Origin of the sequence: Gemmobacter nectariphilus DSM 15620, from assembly GCF_000429765.1 — a bacterium.
Lineage (GTDB): Bacteria > Pseudomonadota > Alphaproteobacteria > Rhodobacterales > Rhodobacteraceae > Wagnerdoeblera > Wagnerdoeblera nectariphila.
Genome location: NZ_KE386949.1, coordinates 496,131 through 510,496, shown reverse-complemented (window position 1 = coordinate 510,496; position 14,366 = coordinate 496,131). Strand labels below are relative to the sequence as shown.

At 67.6% G+C, this 14,366-nt stretch carries 19 protein-coding genes and 1 riboswitch; of the genes, 4 read left to right on the top strand and 15 right to left on the bottom strand.

Annotated elements, in window-relative coordinates; translation table 11 throughout:
• Positions 1 to 19: 19 nt before the first annotated feature.
• The 6 genes from G481_RS0121175 to G481_RS0121150 form a co-directional block, all read right to left on the bottom strand.
• Positions 20 to 808 carry an enoyl-ACP reductase FabI gene (locus G481_RS0121175; protein WP_028031777.1) on the bottom strand — a complete coding sequence of 263 codons (789 nt, stop codon included), beginning with the start codon at positions 806 to 808 and terminating at the stop codon, positions 20 to 22.
• 16 nt (positions 809 to 824) lie between these two features.
• Positions 825 to 2,054: a beta-ketoacyl-ACP synthase I gene (gene fabB, locus G481_RS0121170; protein ID WP_028031776.1), complete on the bottom strand. Its 1,230-nt coding sequence runs from the start codon at positions 2,052 to 2,054 to the stop codon at positions 825 to 827.
• A gap of 12 nt (positions 2,055 to 2,066) precedes the next feature.
• Positions 2,067 to 2,570 carry a bifunctional 3-hydroxydecanoyl-ACP dehydratase/trans-2-decenoyl-ACP isomerase gene (gene fabA / locus G481_RS0121165; protein ID WP_035026900.1) on the bottom strand — a complete coding sequence of 168 codons (504 nt, stop codon included), beginning with the start codon at positions 2,568 to 2,570 and terminating at the stop codon, positions 2,067 to 2,069.
• 193 nt (positions 2,571 to 2,763) lie between these two features.
• Positions 2,764 to 3,834, bottom strand: coding sequence for a 5-(carboxyamino)imidazole ribonucleotide synthase (locus G481_RS0121160; protein WP_028031774.1), 1,071 nt, complete (start codon positions 3,832 to 3,834; stop codon positions 2,764 to 2,766).
• Positions 3,827 to 4,318, bottom strand: a complete 492-nt coding sequence (gene purE, locus G481_RS0121155; protein ID WP_035026898.1) for a 5-(carboxyamino)imidazole ribonucleotide mutase — start codon at positions 4,316 to 4,318, stop codon at positions 3,827 to 3,829. Before purE ends, G481_RS0121160 begins: the two co-directional genes overlap by 8 nt.
• Positions 4,319 to 4,390: 72 nt before the next feature.
• Positions 4,391 to 4,609 (bottom strand): YdcH family protein, encoded by a 219-nt coding sequence (locus tag G481_RS0121150; protein WP_028031772.1) that lies wholly within the window; start codon positions 4,607 to 4,609, stop codon positions 4,391 to 4,393.
• A 177-nt stretch (positions 4,610 to 4,786) separates the two neighbouring features.
• Here G481_RS0121150 and G481_RS0121145 point away from each other — a divergent pair, with 177 nt between their 5' ends.
• Complete coding sequence (locus G481_RS0121145) at positions 4,787 to 5,200, top strand: Hsp20 family protein (protein ID WP_028031771.1); 414 nt, start codon at positions 4,787 to 4,789, stop codon at positions 5,198 to 5,200.
• A gap of 12 nt (positions 5,201 to 5,212) precedes the next feature.
• Entirely contained in the window at positions 5,213 to 5,440 is a 228-nt protein-coding gene (locus G481_RS0121140; protein WP_028031770.1) for a DUF1150 family protein, read from the top strand.
• Between the two features lie 102 nt (positions 5,441 to 5,542).
• Here G481_RS0121140 and G481_RS0121135 read toward each other — a convergent pair whose 3' ends face one another.
• The 5 genes from G481_RS0121135 to G481_RS0121115 form a co-directional block, all read right to left on the bottom strand.
• A complete protein-coding gene (locus tag G481_RS0121135) occupies positions 5,543 to 6,241 on the bottom strand; it encodes a thiamine ABC transporter ATP-binding protein (protein WP_245595023.1) in 699 nt (232 codons plus the stop codon).
• A complete protein-coding gene (locus tag G481_RS0121130) occupies positions 6,225 to 7,730 on the bottom strand; it encodes an ABC transporter permease family protein (protein ID WP_051294709.1) in 1,506 nt (501 codons plus the stop codon). The genes G481_RS0121135 and G481_RS0121130 overlap by 17 nt, the downstream gene beginning before the upstream one ends.
• Before the next feature lie 101 nt (positions 7,731 to 7,831).
• Positions 7,832 to 8,821 carry a thiamine ABC transporter substrate binding subunit gene (thiB, locus tag G481_RS0121125; RefSeq protein WP_028031768.1) on the bottom strand — a complete coding sequence of 330 codons (990 nt, stop codon included), beginning with the start codon at positions 8,819 to 8,821 and terminating at the stop codon, positions 7,832 to 7,834.
• A 39-nt stretch (positions 8,822 to 8,860) separates the two neighbouring features.
• Positions 8,861 to 8,969, bottom strand: a riboswitch (TPP riboswitch).
• Positions 8,970 to 9,277: 308 nt separating this feature from the next.
• Positions 9,278 to 9,769, bottom strand: coding sequence for an ATP-binding protein (locus G481_RS25300; protein ID WP_051294689.1), 492 nt, complete (start codon positions 9,767 to 9,769; stop codon positions 9,278 to 9,280).
• Complete coding sequence (locus tag G481_RS0121115; RefSeq protein WP_028031767.1) at positions 9,759 to 10,094, bottom strand: STAS domain-containing protein; 336 nt, start codon at positions 10,092 to 10,094, stop codon at positions 9,759 to 9,761. The genes G481_RS25300 and G481_RS0121115 overlap by 11 nt, the downstream gene beginning before the upstream one ends.
• Before the next feature lie 124 nt (positions 10,095 to 10,218).
• On the opposite strand from G481_RS0121115, the gene G481_RS0121110 reads away from it, so the two are divergent.
• Positions 10,219 to 10,455: an Lrp/AsnC ligand binding domain-containing protein gene (locus G481_RS0121110; RefSeq protein ID WP_028031766.1), complete on the top strand. Its 237-nt coding sequence runs from the start codon at positions 10,219 to 10,221 to the stop codon at positions 10,453 to 10,455.
• Position 10,456: 1 nt separating this feature from the next.
• Positions 10,457 to 11,194, top strand: a complete 738-nt coding sequence (locus tag G481_RS0121105) for an SDR family oxidoreductase (protein ID WP_028031765.1) — start codon at positions 10,457 to 10,459, stop codon at positions 11,192 to 11,194.
• Here the strand turns inward: G481_RS0121105 and G481_RS24830 are convergent.
• The 4 genes from G481_RS24830 to G481_RS0121085 all read right to left on the bottom strand — a co-directional run bounded on the left by G481_RS24830 (position 11,191) and on the right by G481_RS0121085 (position 14,353).
• Positions 11,191 to 11,544: a 4a-hydroxytetrahydrobiopterin dehydratase gene (locus G481_RS24830; protein WP_084451163.1), complete on the bottom strand. Its 354-nt coding sequence runs from the start codon at positions 11,542 to 11,544 to the stop codon at positions 11,191 to 11,193. The genes G481_RS0121105 and G481_RS24830 overlap by 4 nt on opposite strands.
• 42 nt (positions 11,545 to 11,586) lie before the next feature.
• A complete protein-coding gene (locus tag G481_RS0121095) occupies positions 11,587 to 12,762 on the bottom strand; it encodes a GNAT family N-acetyltransferase (RefSeq protein WP_028031764.1) in 1,176 nt (391 codons plus the stop codon).
• A 79-nt stretch (positions 12,763 to 12,841) separates the two neighbouring features.
• Positions 12,842 to 13,621, bottom strand: a complete 780-nt coding sequence (locus tag G481_RS0121090) for a glycerophosphodiester phosphodiesterase family protein (protein WP_035026895.1) — start codon at positions 13,619 to 13,621, stop codon at positions 12,842 to 12,844.
• A 267-nt stretch (positions 13,622 to 13,888) separates the two neighbouring features.
• Entirely contained in the window at positions 13,889 to 14,353 is a 465-nt protein-coding gene (locus G481_RS0121085) for a RidA family protein (protein ID WP_028031762.1), read from the bottom strand.
• Positions 14,354 to 14,366 lie beyond the last annotated feature (13 nt).

The window sequence follows — 14,366 nt, the reverse complement described above, 5'->3', positions numbered from 1 at the left end:
GCGCACGGATTGGGCAGTCCTACAGGTTCTCGCCCTGCGGCATTCCCAGAACGTGGAAGCCGCCATCCACGCGCACGATTTCGCCCGTGGTAAAGGCGCCGCCGTCCGAGGCCAGCCAGACGGCCGTGCCGCCCACGGCCTCCAGCGTGGCATTGGACCGCAGCGGGGCGTTGGTTTCCGTGTGGCGGTAGGTGGCACGCGCGCCGCCGATCGCCGCGCCGGCCAGCGTCTTCATGGGGCCGGGCGAGATTGCGTTCACGCGAATCTTCTGCGGCCCCAGATCGTTCGCCAGATAGCGCACGGCCGATTCCAGCGCCGCCTTGGCCACGCCCATCACGTTGTAATTCGGCGTCACCCGGTTCGAGCCGCCATAGGTCAGCGTGATCAGCGTGCCGCCATCGGGCATCATCTCGGACGCGCGCCGCGCCACGTCGATGAAGCTGAAGCACGAAATGGTCAGCGAGTTCTGGAAGTTCGCGCGCGTCGTGTTGATGAAGCGGCCGGTCAGCTCGTTCTTGTCGGAATAGGCGATGGCGTGGACCAGAAAGTCCATCGTGCCCCAGGTCTCTTTCAGCTTGCCAAAGCAGGCGTCAAGGCTGGCGTCATTGGTCACGTCCACATCGACCAGCAGCGACGACCCGACCGAGGCCGCAAGCGGTTCCACCCGCTTGCCGAAGGCCTCGCCCTGATACGAAAACGCCAGTTCCGCCCCCTCGGCCGCCATCGCCCTGGCGATCCCCCAGGCGATGGAGCGCTCGTTGGCGACCCCCATGACCAGCCCGCGCTTGCCCTTCAGAAGGTCCGCCATTCCGTTTCTCCGGTTCTCAGTCGAGGTACTTGCTCATCACCAGCGTGGCATTGGTGCCGCCAAAGCCGAAGCTGTTCGACAGCACGCTGTCGAAATCGACACCCTCGCGCAGGGTGGTGGCGATTTCCTCGGGCTTCAGTTCGGGGTCCAGCTGGGTGATGTTGGCCGAGGCCGTGATGAAGCCCGCCTGCATCATCAGCAGGCAATAGATCGCCTCGTGAACGCCGGTCGCGCCCAGCGAATGGCCGGTCAGCGACTTGGTGGACGAGATCGGCGGCACGTTCCCCTCGCCAAAGACGCGGCGGATCGCCTTGACCTCGGTCACGTCGCCCGCAGGGGTCGAGGTGCCATGGGCGTTGATATAGCTGATCTTGCGGCCCTGCGGCAGGGTGGACAGCGCAAGGCGCATGGACCGCTCGCCACCCTCGCCCGAGGGGGCCACCATGTCATGGCCATCCGAGGTGGCGCCATAGCCCGTGACCTCGGCATAGATCTTGGCACCGCGCGCCAGGGCGTGGTTCAGCTCTTCCAGCACGACGACACCGCCGCCGCCGGCAATGACGAACCCGTCCCGGGTGGCGTCAAACGCACGCGAGGCGGTCGCGGGCGTGTCGTTGTATTTCGACGACATGGCGCCCATAGCGTCGAACAGGCACGACAGGGTCCAGTCCAGTTCCTCGCCGCCGCCGGCAAAGACGATGTCCTGCTTGCCCATCTGGATCAGCTCGGTCCCGTTGCCGATGCAATGGGCGCTGGTCGAGCAGGCCGAGGTGATCGAATAGTTCACGCCCTTGATCTTGAAGGGCGTCGCAAGGCAGGCCGAGTTGGTGGACGACATGCCCTTGGTCACGCCGAACGGGCCGATCCGCTTGGGGCTGCCGCTTTCGCGCACGATGTTGTGCGCCTTGTAGAACGACTTGGTCGAGGGCCCGCCAGAGCCCACGATGATCCCCGTGCGTTCGTTCGACACATCCGACGGATCCAGCCCCGAATCCTTCACCGCCTGTTGCATGGCGATGAAGTTATAGGCCGCGCCGTCGCCCATGAAGCGCAGGTCGCGCTTGTCGATATGGTCTTCCAGCACGATCTGCGGCTGGCCGTGGACGCGGCTGCGGAAGCCGTGTTCCGCGTAATCGGGCGATGCGATGATCCCCGAGCGGCCAAGGCGCAGGCTTTCCTGCACCTCGGCTGCGGTGTTTCCGATGGGCGAGACGATGCCGATGCCGGTGATGACGACGCGACGCATGGGCTTCCTTCCTTAGCTGGCCGACAGGGCGACCTTCATGTCCTTGACAAGATAGATCGTCTCGCCATCCGCCTCGACGCGGCCATCGGCCACGCCCATGGTCAGGCGGCGGGTCTGCACGGCCTTGGTGAAATCGACGTAATAGGTCAGCATTTTGCGATCGGGGCGGACCATGCCGGTCAGCTTGACCTCGCCCACACCCAGCGCATAGCCCCGGCCCTGCCAGCCGCGCCAGCCCAGGTTGAAGCCGGTCAGCTGCCACAGGCCATCAAGGCCCAGACAGCCGGGCATGATCGGGTTGCCGGGGAAATGGCAGTCAAAGAACCACAGGTCGGGCGTGATGTCGAATTCCGCCACCACATGACCCTTGCCATGTTCGCCGCCATCGCCCGAGATGTCGGTGATCCGGTCCATCATCAGCATGGGCGGCGCGGGAAGTTGCGCGTTGCCGGGCCCGAACAGCTCGCCCCGCGCGCATTTCAACAGATCTTCCCGCTCGAACCTGGTTGGATACACCTGCGTCTCCCTGCATTCGCATATGGCCCCCTGTAACACCCGCCTGTGCGCAAGGGCAAGTGGCGCGGGGCCGCAGGGCGCTTGGCGGCAAGCGGCGCTCGGGTGGCTGGCCGGGGCCTCCGGCGGGGATATTTGTATCAATGCGAAGGACAGGGGCCCGGTCCAGGTGCGGCGGCGGCGTGCCCTGTGCGGGTCATTCGCGCGGGCGCACCCGATTCACATGGCCCATCTTGCGCCCGGGCCGGGCCTCGGCCTTGCCGTAAAGGTGGATCGCCGTTCCCGCCTCGCGCGCCAGCGCGGGGATGCGGTCCACATCGTCACCGATCAGGTTTTCCATCACCACATCGGAATGCCGGCTGCCATCGCCCAAGGGCCAGCCTGCCACGGCGCGGATATGCTGTTCGAACTGGTCCACCGCGCAGCCATTTTGCGTCCAGTGGCCCGAATTGTGGACCCGCGGCGCGATCTCATTCACCAGAAGGCCCTGGGGCGTGACGAACAGTTCCACCCCCATGACGCCGACATAGTCCAGCGCATTAAGGATGCGCGCCGCGATCAGCACCGCATCCGATCGGCGGGCGGGCGGCAGTCGGGCGGGAATGGTCGTGGTGTGCAGGATGCCATCGCGGTGCACATTCTCGCCTGGGTCGAAGGCGGCGACCTGACCATCCAGCCCGCGCGCGGCGATCACCGAGATTTCCATGGTAAAGGGCACGAACCCTTCCAGCACCGCAGGCGCACCGTTCATCGCGGCCAGCGCGGCGGGCGCATCCTCGGGCGCCATGATCCGCGCCTGCCCCTTGCCGTCATAGCCAAGGCGCGTGGTCTTGAGGATCGCCGGCGCCCCGATGGCCCCCAGCGCGGCCTCCAGCCCGGCCGCATCGGACACGGCGGCCCAAGGCGCGGTGGCAAGGCCGATGGAATTCAGGAAGCCCTTTTCCTCGACCCGGTCCTGGCTGATCGCCAGTGCCCGGCGGTTGGGACGAATGGGGCGGATCGCCTCGATCAGGTCTAGGGCCGAAGTGGGGATATTCTCGAACTCATAGGTCACCACATCGACCGACTGCGCAAAGGCGGTCAGCGCGGCGGCATCGTCATAGGGGGCTGTCGTGACCCGGTGTGCCACATCTGCGGCAGGCGGGTTGGCGCTGGGCTCATAGATATGCGCCTTCAGCCCCAGACGGCTGGCGGCCACCGCCAGCATCCGGCCCAGCTGGCCGCCGCCCAGGATGCCGATGGTCGATCCGGTCGGCAGCTCAGTCATCTTGCGGCTCCTCGGGGATGGATGCCGACAGGGCCTCGCGCCAGGCATCCAGCCGGGCGGCCAGCGCGGGGTCTGAAATCGCCAGGATGCCGGCCGCCATCAGCCCGGCGTTCGCCGCGCCCGCGGCGCCGATCGCCATGGTGGCAACCGGAAAGCCCTTGGGCATCTGCACGATGGAATAAAGACTGTCGACGCCCGAAAGCGCCCGGGTCTGGACCGGCACGCCGATCACCGGCACACGGGTCTTGCTGGCCATCATGCCTGGCAGATGTGCGGCACCGCCAGCGCCCGCGATGATCACCTTGAGCCCGCGATCCACGGCTGTCTTGCCATAGCTCCACAGCCGGTCGGGCGTGCGATGGGCCGAGACGATGCGCGCCTCATAAGGCACCCCCAACTCGTCAAGGATGTTCGCCGCTTCCTTCATCGTGGCCCAGTCCGACTGACTGCCCATGATGATGCCCACTTCCACCTGTCCGGCCATGCCTGCCCCCGGTTGTCGCTGCGACTGGGGCCTAGCCGGGCCGCCGCGCGCGGTCAACGGCAAAGGGGGCCCTCAGGCAATGATGTCAGGGATCAGCCGGTCTTCCAGCCGGGCAATCTGGTCCTTGAGCGCCAGTTTCTGCTTTTTCAGCCGCCTCAGCGCCAGCTGATCCGCCTTGCCCGAGGTTTCCAGCGCATGAATCGCATCATCCAGATCGCGGTGTTCGCGCCGAAGCACCTCCAGCCGGATGCGCAAGACCTCTTCGGTGTTCAGCTCGGACGGGGCATTCATCGCTTGTGGCCTTCTTCTGAGTCGCGGGCACGCGTCCGGCGAATATAGCGATTCGGCCCGATTGTTGGAAGTTTTTCAAGGGCCTTGCCGGGCGCCGGACGGTCCCCCATATTGATCGGGCGGGCTGCCGGCATCCGGGGCCTGCCGGACTTGTCGCTTGTACCAAGGACACCGCGGATGACGAAGACCAGTTTCGGGGGCCACCCCTTCCTTCTCGGGTTCGAACAGCTGGAACGGCTGGTCGAACGGACCGCCAAGACGGCGGCTGATGGCTACCCGCCCTATAACATCGAACGCCTGGGCGAACACGATTACCGCATCACGCTGGCCGTCGCCGGCTTTCGCGAGGCGGAATTGCAGATCACCGTCGAAGACCGCCAGCTTGTCGTGCGCGGCCGCCAGGACGAGGCGGGGGATTCCCGCGTCTTCCTGCACCGTGGCATCGCGGCCCGCCAGTTCCAGCGCAGCTTCGTGCTGGCCGACGGGGTCGAGGTTGCCGGCGCGCGGCTGGAAAACGGCTTGCTGCATGTCGACCTGCGCCGTTCGATTCCCGAACCTGTTGTCCAGACCATCCGCATCCACAGCGCCTGAAAGGAGGGCATGATGGATCATCCATTCAACTTCGGCCCCGAAACCGGGGACCGCATCGTCTATGTTCGCCCGGTTCCGGTGGCAGAACTTCCCGCAGAACTGCGCCAGCAGATCGGCCCTGTCGAAACCATCTACTCGGTCAACCGCCCCGATGGTGAACGCCTTGCGCTGGTCAAGGATCGCCAACTGGCCTTTGTCCTGGCCCGCCAGCATGATCTTGCGCCGGTCAACGTCCACTAAGCCGCGCCGCCCCCTTTGCCTTTTGCCAAATACCCTGGGGGGCGGCACCACCTTGCCGCAAGACATCGGGGGCCATGGGGGCAAGGCCCCCCTCGCGCAGCCTCAGCCCCGCAGATAGGCCCTCAGCAACGGGGGCGGGTCGTCCAGCAAGGCGCCGGTGGGCGCGGGCGGCGCGGCCACGCCATCGGCCACCACCACTGTCAGCGGGCACAGCCGCCGCGCATCCTCGGGGTCATGCGTGACCATCAGCACGGTCGCCCCAGTCTGCCCTGCGATCCGGTCCACCAGATCCAGCATCTGCGCCTTCAGCGCGGGGCCTAGCGCAGCAAAGGGCTCGTCCAGCAACAGCATCGGCCGCGCCCGCAGCAAGGCCCGCGCCAGCGCCACCCGCGATTGCTCGCCCCCCGACAGGGCCGCAGGCTTGCGGGCGGCCTTGTCGCCAAGGCCCACCTCGGCCAGCACCGCGCCCACGCGGGCCTTCTGCGCCTCGGTCAGCCGCAATCCCGGTGACAGCCCCAGCCCAAGGTTCTGGGCAACCGTCAGATGCGGAAACAGATTGCCATCCTGAAACAGGATCGACAGCGGCCGCGCGCCCGGCTCCAGCTTGGCCAGATCGTGCCCGTCCCACAAGATCCGCCCCGCAACCGGCGGCAGGAACCCCGAAATCGCCGCCAGCAGCGTCGACTTCCCGGCGCCTGACGGCCCGATCACCGCAACCCGCGCGCCGGCCGGCACCTGCCAGTCGGCCTCCAGCCGAAAGCTGCCCTGCGTCAGCACCAGATGATCAAGCCTCAGTCCCACAGCGCCCCCACAGATCGAACAGAATGAACACGGCAAAGGACAGCACGGTCAACAGCAGCGCCGCCGCCTCGGCCTGATCGGTGCGATAGGCGCCCATCAGCCGCCAGACCTGCAAGGGCAATGTGCCGCCCTGATCGCTGGCAAACAGCGTGATGACCCCCAGATCGCCCATTGCCAGCGCGGCGGCCAGCCCGACCGCCATGCCCAGCGGGCGCCGCACCCGCGGCAAGATCGCCAGCCGCAACCGTCCCAGCCCGGTCAGCCCCAGACTGTCGGCCAGCCGCCCCTGCGTCGCCTCGGCCTCGCGCCAGGCGGGCAGCACCAGCCGCAAGGCAAAGGGCAGCGCCATCAGCGTGTTGACCAGCGCCGTGACCGGCAGCGCCAGCCGCGACGGTGCCATCACCGGATGCAGCATCAAGAACAGCCCGATCCCCAGCACCAGCGAGCTGGCCGCCATCGGCAGCATCCCGGCTGCTTCTGCCAGCCGCGCCAGCACCCCCGCCCGCGCCGCCGCCGAGGCCAGCGCCACCACGGCCAGCCCCGTCAGCAGCGCCACCACCAGCGACAGCGCGATCGAGGTTGCCGCCCCGGCCCAGACCGCCTGCGGCAGGCTGGTCAGACCGCCCAGCCCCCAGACCCCGATCATCGCGACGGGCCAGGCCAGAAACACCCCGGCCGCGCCAATGGCGACCACATCCGCCACCCGCCGCCATCCACCTGGCGCCGGCAGGCTCAGCGCCCGGTCCAGCCCGCCGCCCAGCACCCCCGGCGCGGTCCAGCGCGCTGCCAGCAGCACCGCCGCCCCGCACAACAGGAACTGCACCGAGGCCAGCATCGCCGCCCGGCTCAGGTCGAAATCGAACCGCACCGCCTGCCAGATCGCCAATTCCACCGTCGTCGCCCGTGGCCCGCCCCCCAGGATCAGCACCACCGCAAAACTCGTCAGGCAGATCAGGAACACCGCCAGCAAGGCGCCTGGCACAACGCCCCGCAGCATCGGCCATTCGATATGGCGAAAGACCCCCCAGGGGCCCAGGCCCAGACTTTGCGCCAGCCGCACCCGCTCGGCGGGAACGCCTTGCCAGCCATGCAAGATCATCCGCACCGCCAGCGGCATGTTCAGGAACACATGGGCCAACACCACGCCGTGAAAGCCATAAATCCCGATCTGCGGCAGCCCCAGCGCCGCCAGCCCGGCATTGACCAGCCCGGCCCGCCCGAAGATCGCCAGCAACCCCAGCACCGCCACCACGACCGGCAACAGGAACGGCGCCCCCATGGCTGCAATCAGCAGCCCCCGCCCGGCAAAGCGCCGCCGCGCCAGCGCCCGCGCCACCGGCACCGCCAGCAGCACCGAGGCCAGCGCCGAAGCCGCTGCCTGGCTGGCCGAGAACCGAACCGCCGCCCAGTCCGCCGCCCCCAGTCGCGGCGATCCTGCCCGCAGAAAGACCACCGCCAGCGCCGCCGCCATCAGCCCGGCGATGGCCATGGCCAGCACAAGCCCCGGCCAGCCCTTTCGCCTTGATGCAAATATCCTGGGGGGTCCGGGGGGCAAGGCCCCCCGGTCTGCGCCAGCCACCGGCGCGCGGCTCACTTGGCCAGCGCGGCGCGCCATTCCTCGACCGCAGCGTCACGCACGGCTTGCGCCTCGTCGGCAGGAAACAGCAGCGATCTGGCCGGCTGGATCAGCGTGCCAAAGCCCTCGGGCAGGCCTGCTGCCGGGGTCTTGGCCGGATACATCCAGTTGGTCTCGGGGATGGCGGCCTGGAACGGCTCGGAGACCACAAAGGCCATGAACTTGCGCGCCAGATCGGGCTGTTTCGCATTGGCCAGAACGCCCGCCACCTCGACCTGCAGATAATGGCCCTCGTCAAATGCGGCGGCGGCCTTGCTGTCGTCCTGTTCCGCGATCAGGTGATAGGCGGGCGAGGTCGTATAGGACAGCACCATGTCCGCCTCGCCCTTGAGGAACAGATCATAGGATTCCGACCAGCCCGGCGTCACCGTCAGGATATTGTCGGCCAGCTTTTCCCAGATCTCGCCCGACCGCTCGCCATAGGCCGCCTTGACCCACATCAGCAGCCCAAGGCCGGGGGTCGAGGACCGCGGATCCTGGATCACCACCTTCAGATCCGAATCCGCCAGCGCCTCGATTGAGGTCGGAGGCGCCGTGACCCGGGCCTTGTCGTAAACAAAGGCAAACCAGCCCCAGTCGAACGGCAGGAAGGTCGCATCGTCCCAGGCGATCGGCAGATCCAGCGCGGCGCTGACGCCATGGGGGGCGAACAGCCCGGTCGCCTTGGCGGCGGCCGTCAGGTTGGTATCAAGGCCCAGCACCACATCGGCCTCGGACCGCGCGCCTTCCAGCCGCAGGCGCGACAGCAGCGCCGCCCCATCGCCGGCCGGGACAAAGCGCAGATCGCAGCCGCAGTCGGCCTCGAACGCCTTTTCGACCACCGGCCCCGGCCCCCAGTCCGAGGCAAAGCTGTCATAAGTCAGCACCGTCAGCACGGGCGTATCCGCCATGGTCAGGGTGGTCGCAGCCATCAGGCCGCAGGTCGCAAGGAAAAGAGCTTTCATGTCTTCCTCCAGTTGCGACGGAACAGGTCGGTACCGGAGATCGCTCTCGCTTACCTTCCCTCCGCCGGTATGATCCGGTTCAGGTTCGACGGGTTCGCGTAGAGCATCTCAGCCGGCGGATCGTCCGCAGGCACCCCGAGGTAGGCGGGAACATAGGCGATGGGGCGCCGGGCGCAAGGGGGAACCATTGCCCCCTCGGTCAAGGGCGATCGGTCAGCGGGGCGATGTGCGGTCAGGCTGTGTTGCCCTGCCGGGCAGGCGCCTCAGACGAAAACACGGCAGCCGACCATGAAATTGATCGACCGCCGTGTTCGCAATCTAGTTCCTCGGCGCCGCGGGCTGGGTGGGGGCTGTTTCCGCGACGCCGAGGGAAGCTTTATGCAGCTACGGTTACCAGCTTGCCCCTGGGTCATGGCGTGACTGCGGACGAAATGAGGCATTTTCGGGGCAATGCCGTCAGATGCAGGTTGCTGCGCCCGGGATGTCCGCAATCTCGCTTTCGGTGGCGGGCAGCCAGAAGGTCAGGCAATTGGTGGGCCCCTTGCGATCATAGCGCACGTCGCGGGCCAGCGTGCGGATCAGGAACCAGCCAAACCCGCCTTCGGGGAGGTCCTCGGCCTGCGAGTCGGGCAGCGTCGCGGCTGGCAGTGCATTGCCGGGCATCGGGGCGCCATGGTCGATCACCGTGCACCATAGCCCGTCACAGGTCGGCCGGATCGACAGGTCGATATCGCCCTTGGTCCCGGCATAGGCGTGTTCGACGATGTTGTTCAGCACCTCGGCGATCACGATCTCGGCGGTCGAGCGCAGATCGTCCGGCAGGTGATCCGTCGGCGCCATCGCGAACAGATCCAGCAGCGCCTGGCGCACCGCCATGGGTTCGGCAGGGATCACCAGCCGGACGCCGCTGGTGCCGGGGGCCCCGGCGATACCCGGATCATCCGGCATGGCGCACGATTCCCGGTGGCTGGGCGTGAATGGTAAAGACCTGATCCATCCGGGTCAGGCGGAACACCTTTTCCACCGTCGGGGTGAGCGCGGCGAGCTCCAGCCGCCGCCCCGGGCCGGCCAGTTTCATCACCGCAACGACTGCGCCCAGACCGCTGCTGTCCAGAAAATCGACCTTTGACAGATCCAGCACGATACGCGGCGCCGGGGCGTGCAACACCTCGCGCATCAGATCCTTGAAACGTATGGCGATCGCGGCGTCGATGCGCGTGGCCTGCACGCGGGCAACCAGCGTGTCGCCGATGGTATCACAGGCGATGTCCATGACCGCTCCTTTCCCTGACTTTCTCGCAAGCTAACGGCAATCGGTTGACAATCGGTAAGCGGCTGCCCCTTTCGCCCCGGCGCGGGGCGGCCTATCGTGGCTTCCAGCCTGAAAGGAGCCGCCCATGACCTGCGTTTTCGTCCAGTTCCGTTGCCAGCCCGGCAAGACCTATGAGGTGGCCAATGCCATCTGGGATGCCGAGGTGGTGTCGGAACTTTACTCGACCTCGGGCGAATATGACCTGATCGCCAAGGTCTACATCCCCGACGATGCCGATGTGGGGCACTATCTGTCCGACCGGCTGTTCGCGATTCCCGGCATTGTGCGCACCCTGACCACGATGACCTTCAAGGCGTTCTGACATGGCCGGCGTGGCCATCGTCACCGGCGCCTCGGACGGGATCGGCGCGGCGACTGCGCGCGCGCTGCTGGGGGCAGGCTGGAAGGTCGCGCTGCTGGCCCGCCGGCAACAGGCCCTGGCGGCCGTGGCGGGCGGCCACGCCGATGCGCTGGTCCTGCCCTGCGATGTGACCGATCCTGCGCAGGTCGAGGCGGCCTTCGATTCGGTCGTGGCGCGGTTCGGCCGGATCGACCTTCTGTTCAACAATGCCGGCGTCTTCACCCCGGCCGGGCTGATCGACGAGATCCCGCTGGAGAACTGGACGCAATCGGTGGCGGTCAACCTGACCGGGATGTTCCTGTGCGCCCGTGCGGCCTTTGGCCAGATGCGGCGCCAGTCGCCGCAGGGCGGGCGCATCATCAACAACGGCTCGGTCGCGGCCCAGGCGCCGCGCGAGGGCGCGGTGTGCTATACGGTCACCAAGCATGGCGTCACCGGGCTGACCAAGCAGCTGTCGCTGGACGGGCGCCCCTTTCGCATCGCGGTCGGGCAGATCGACATCGGCAATGCCCGCACCCCGCTGCTGGAAGGGCATGTCGCCCGCGTCAAGGCCGCCGATCCCGACGCGCCCGACACCCCCATGATCGACGTGGCGACGGTGGCCGATACCGTGGTGCATCTGGCCGGCCTGCCGCTCGAGGCAAATGCCCAGTGGATGACGCTGATGGCCACCACCATGCCGCTGGTCGGCCGGGGCTAGCGGCGCGCGGCGCGTTCCTCGCACGTCGTGGGCGCCCCGGCATTGGCCACGGGCGTGCTGCCCGCAAGGCGGTCGATCTGCCGGGCCATGGCGATATCCAGTTCCGACAGCCCGCCGCAATCGTGGGTGGTCAGCGTGACATCGACGATGTTGTAACGGTTGGTCCATTCGGGGTGATGGTCCATCCGTTCCGCCAACAGCGCGACGCGCGACATGAACCCCCAGGCAGCGGCGAAATCGTCAAACCGCCAGACCTTGCGGATCGCATCGCGCCCTTCGGTCGCCTGCCAGCCGGTGGCCAGCAGGCCGGGCAGGGCGTTGGTGCGCGCCTCGGGTGTCAGGGCGGTCATGGCGCCGCCCCGGACTGGCGCGGACCGGTCCACAAGGTCAGATCATTCATCATGCTCTCCCTGATTGCGGCGGAAGGGGCCATAGGCGGTCATCACCTCGATCTCTTCGCCCACGGCGGCGCGCTCGGCCTGAAGATAGCGATCCACCGCATCGCGAAAGCCGTGGTCGGCAATCCAGTGCAGCGAATGCACGGGGCTGGGCAGATAGCCGCGCGCCAGCTTGTGTTCGCCCTGCGCCCCGGCCTCGACCCGCGCCAGGCCCTGCGCGATGGCCCAGTCGATGGCCTGATGATAGCACAGTTCGAAATGCAGGAACGGGTGATCTTCGGTGCAACCCCAATAGCGGCCGAACAGCGTATCGCGCCCGATGAAGTTCAGCGCCCCGGCAATCGGCTGCCCGCCTCGCTCGGCCAGCACCAGCAGCACATCGCCCCGCATTGTGGCGTGGACCTCGTCAAAGAAGGCGCGGGTCAGATAGGGGCGCCCCCATTTGCGGCTGCCGGTGTCCTGGTAGAACTGCCAGAAGGCATCCCAATGCTCGGGCCGTAACTCATCGCCGGTCAGTGCGCGGATCGTGCCGCCAAAGCCCTGCGCCACGGCGCGTTCCTTGCGCAAGGCCTTGCGCTTGCGCGAGGACAGGGCCGCCAGGAAATCGTCATAGCTGGCAAAGCCCCGGTTCACCCAGTGGAACTGCTGCGTCACCCGGTGCAGCCAGCCGGGCGCGGCGCCTGCTTCGTCAGCGGTGCAAAAGGTGACATGGGCCGAGGACAGGCCGTTTTGCGCCACCACCCGTTCCATCCCTGCCAGCAGGGCGGCGGGGCCTGCACCCTCCCAGCCGGGCGCGCACAGGAACCGCCGCCCGGTCGCGGGGGTAAAGGGCACGGCCACCTGCAGCTTGGGATAATAGTTCCCGCCCGCCCGTTCCCAGGCATCGGCCCAGGAATGGTCAAAGATGTATTCGCCCTGACTATGGGTCTTTACATAGAGCGGCGCCACGGCGACGACCCGCCCGCCAGCCCGCACCACCATGGGGCGCGGCGCCCAGCCGGTGCCCTGCCCGACCGACCCAGACCGCTCCAACGCAGTCAGAAAGCGGTGCGTGGTGAACGGATCGACCGGAACGCCACCGCCCGGATTGGCGCAGGCATCCCAATCGGGCGCCGCCACGTCGGCGACGCCGTTCAGCAGGCTTACCTCAAGCTCGTCCAGCGCATCCATCCATCAGGCCCCCGGCTATCGACTTTCGCCTTGACCCAAATATCCCCGCCGGAGGCATCGGACGCCAGCCACCTTGTGATCACGCTTGCGGGAAAGCGGCGGCATAGCCCTCAAAGGTGACATTGCAGGCATGTTTGCGCGCCTCGGCCTCGTCCGCAGCGGACCGCAGGGTCCAGCACAGCAGATCGGCCCCTTGCGCCACCAGTTCGGCCACCCGCGGCCGTGCCAGATCGCGCCAGTGATGCGACAGGAAGCTGGCGCCCACCCGATCATAATCGACGATGTCGCGCAGGGGCGCGCATCGCGCCTCGCCGATCGTATCCGCCTCGTCGCCCTTCCACTCCCAGGTGGTCAGCCCGCGCGGCACACGCGGCAGCAGGCGGGCCATCTCGGCCACCGAATGCGGGTTGAAGGACATGACGGCCACATCGCCCGAATATCCGGCCAGATGCTGCGCCGTCACCGCCTCGAGCACGCCGACGCCGGGGCCGAAGCCGTGGTCCTGATCCTTGATTTCCACCAGCAGCGGCACCTGGCCGGCCACCAGCGCCAGCACCTCGGCAAAGGTCGGGATCCCCTCGTTGCCGCCTGTCAGACCGATCCCGCCCAGCTCGGCCGCGCTGCGGGCGCGGACGGGGCCGGTGGCGGCGGTCAGCCGGTCAAGGTCGTCATCGTGGAACACCATCGCCTGACAATCCGAGGACAGCTGCAGGTCGATCTCGATGGCATAGCCGGCCTCGACGGCCGCGCGGATCGCCGCGCGGCTGTTCTCGATCCGCCCGGCGGCGCGGTCGTGATAGGCGCGGTGCGCGACCGGCAGGCGGCGCAGGCTTTCGGGCAGGCGGGGACGGGGGGCCATGGGGAAGACTCCTGCAATGGCATAAGATATTGCGTCAGCTTTGGCCTGGCGCGGGGGATCGCGCCATGGCGTTCACAGACGGGGCTGATCCGCGCGATCACCCGTGCAATGCCCGCCTGGACAGCCTTGGCAGGCATGCGGTCGTCGGGCCCTGCCGATCATGCCGGCCGGAACGTGGTTCGCCTGACGTTGTGCCATGGGGGTGTGCCGTGATCTTCGCGCGATGGCCGGGGCAATACCGCGCGAAGATGTCAGGGCGATGACAGCTCAGGCCAGCTCGAAGATCGCCTCGACCTCGACCGCGACGCCCAGCGGCAGGGACGCCGCCGAAACCGCCGAACGGGCATGGCGGCCCGCATCGCCGAACACGGCAACCATCAGATCCGAGGCCCCGTTCACCACCTTGGGCTGGTCTGTGAAATCGGCGGTCGAATTGACGAAGCCCACCAGCTTCACCACGCGGGCAATCTTGTCCAGATCGCCGCCGCAGGCCGCCTTGGCTTGGGCGATCAGCGACAGCGCGCAGGCGCGGGCCGCTGCGGCACCAGCCTCGACATCCATGCCGTCGCCCAGCCGGCCCTTGATCAGCCCGTCGGGGCCAGAGCTGACCTGACCCGAGACATAAAGCATCGAGCCGCTGATCACGAAGGGCACATAGTTCGCCGCAGGGGCCGGCGCGGCGGGCAGCGCAAGGCCAAGCTCAGCAAGGCGGGCGTCGATGGTTCCGGTCATGGCGGTCTTTCCC

Excerpts from the sequence above, each read along its gene's own strand:
- G481_RS0121175 (WP_028031777.1), bottom strand. The coding sequence starts at position 808 with ATGGCGGACCTTCTGAAGGGCAAGCGCGGGCTGGTCATGGGGGTCGCC.
- fabB (WP_028031776.1), bottom strand. The coding sequence starts at position 2,054 with ATGCGTCGCGTCGTCATCACCGGCATCGGCATCGTCTCGCCCATCGGA.
- G481_RS0121160 (WP_028031774.1), bottom strand. The coding sequence starts at position 3,834 with ATGACTGAGCTGCCGACCGGATCGACCATCGGCATCCTGGGCGGCGGC.
- purE (WP_035026898.1), bottom strand. The coding sequence starts at position 4,318 with ATGGCCGGACAGGTGGAAGTGGGCATCATCATGGGCAGTCAGTCGGAC.
- G481_RS0121150 (WP_028031772.1), bottom strand. The coding sequence starts at position 4,609 with ATGAATGCCCCGTCCGAGCTGAACACCGAAGAGGTCTTGCGCATCCGG.
- G481_RS0121145 (WP_028031771.1), top strand. The coding sequence starts at position 4,787 with ATGACGAAGACCAGTTTCGGGGGCCACCCCTTCCTTCTCGGGTTCGAA.
- G481_RS0121140 (WP_028031770.1), top strand. The coding sequence starts at position 5,213 with ATGGATCATCCATTCAACTTCGGCCCCGAAACCGGGGACCGCATCGTC.
- G481_RS0121130 (WP_051294709.1), bottom strand. The coding sequence starts at position 7,730 with ATGGCCATCGCCGGGCTGATGGCGGCGGCGCTGGCGGTGGTCTTTCTG.
- thiB (WP_028031768.1), bottom strand. The coding sequence starts at position 8,821 with ATGAAAGCTCTTTTCCTTGCGACCTGCGGCCTGATGGCTGCGACCACC.
- G481_RS25300 (WP_051294689.1), bottom strand. The coding sequence starts at position 9,769 with ATGCCGGATGATCCGGGTATCGCCGGGGCCCCCGGCACCAGCGGCGTC.
- G481_RS0121115 (WP_028031767.1), bottom strand. The coding sequence starts at position 10,094 with ATGGACATCGCCTGTGATACCATCGGCGACACGCTGGTTGCCCGCGTG.
- G481_RS0121110 (WP_028031766.1), top strand. The coding sequence starts at position 10,219 with ATGACCTGCGTTTTCGTCCAGTTCCGTTGCCAGCCCGGCAAGACCTAT.
- G481_RS0121105 (WP_028031765.1), top strand. The coding sequence starts at position 10,457 with ATGGCCGGCGTGGCCATCGTCACCGGCGCCTCGGACGGGATCGGCGCG.
- G481_RS24830 (WP_084451163.1), bottom strand. The coding sequence starts at position 11,544 with ATGACCGCCCTGACACCCGAGGCGCGCACCAACGCCCTGCCCGGCCTG.
- G481_RS0121095 (WP_028031764.1), bottom strand. The coding sequence starts at position 12,762 with ATGGATGCGCTGGACGAGCTTGAGGTAAGCCTGCTGAACGGCGTCGCC.
- G481_RS0121090 (WP_035026895.1), bottom strand. The coding sequence starts at position 13,621 with ATGGCCCCCCGTCCCCGCCTGCCCGAAAGCCTGCGCCGCCTGCCGGTC.
- G481_RS0121085 (WP_028031762.1), bottom strand. The coding sequence starts at position 14,353 with ATGACCGGAACCATCGACGCCCGCCTTGCTGAGCTTGGCCTTGCGCTG.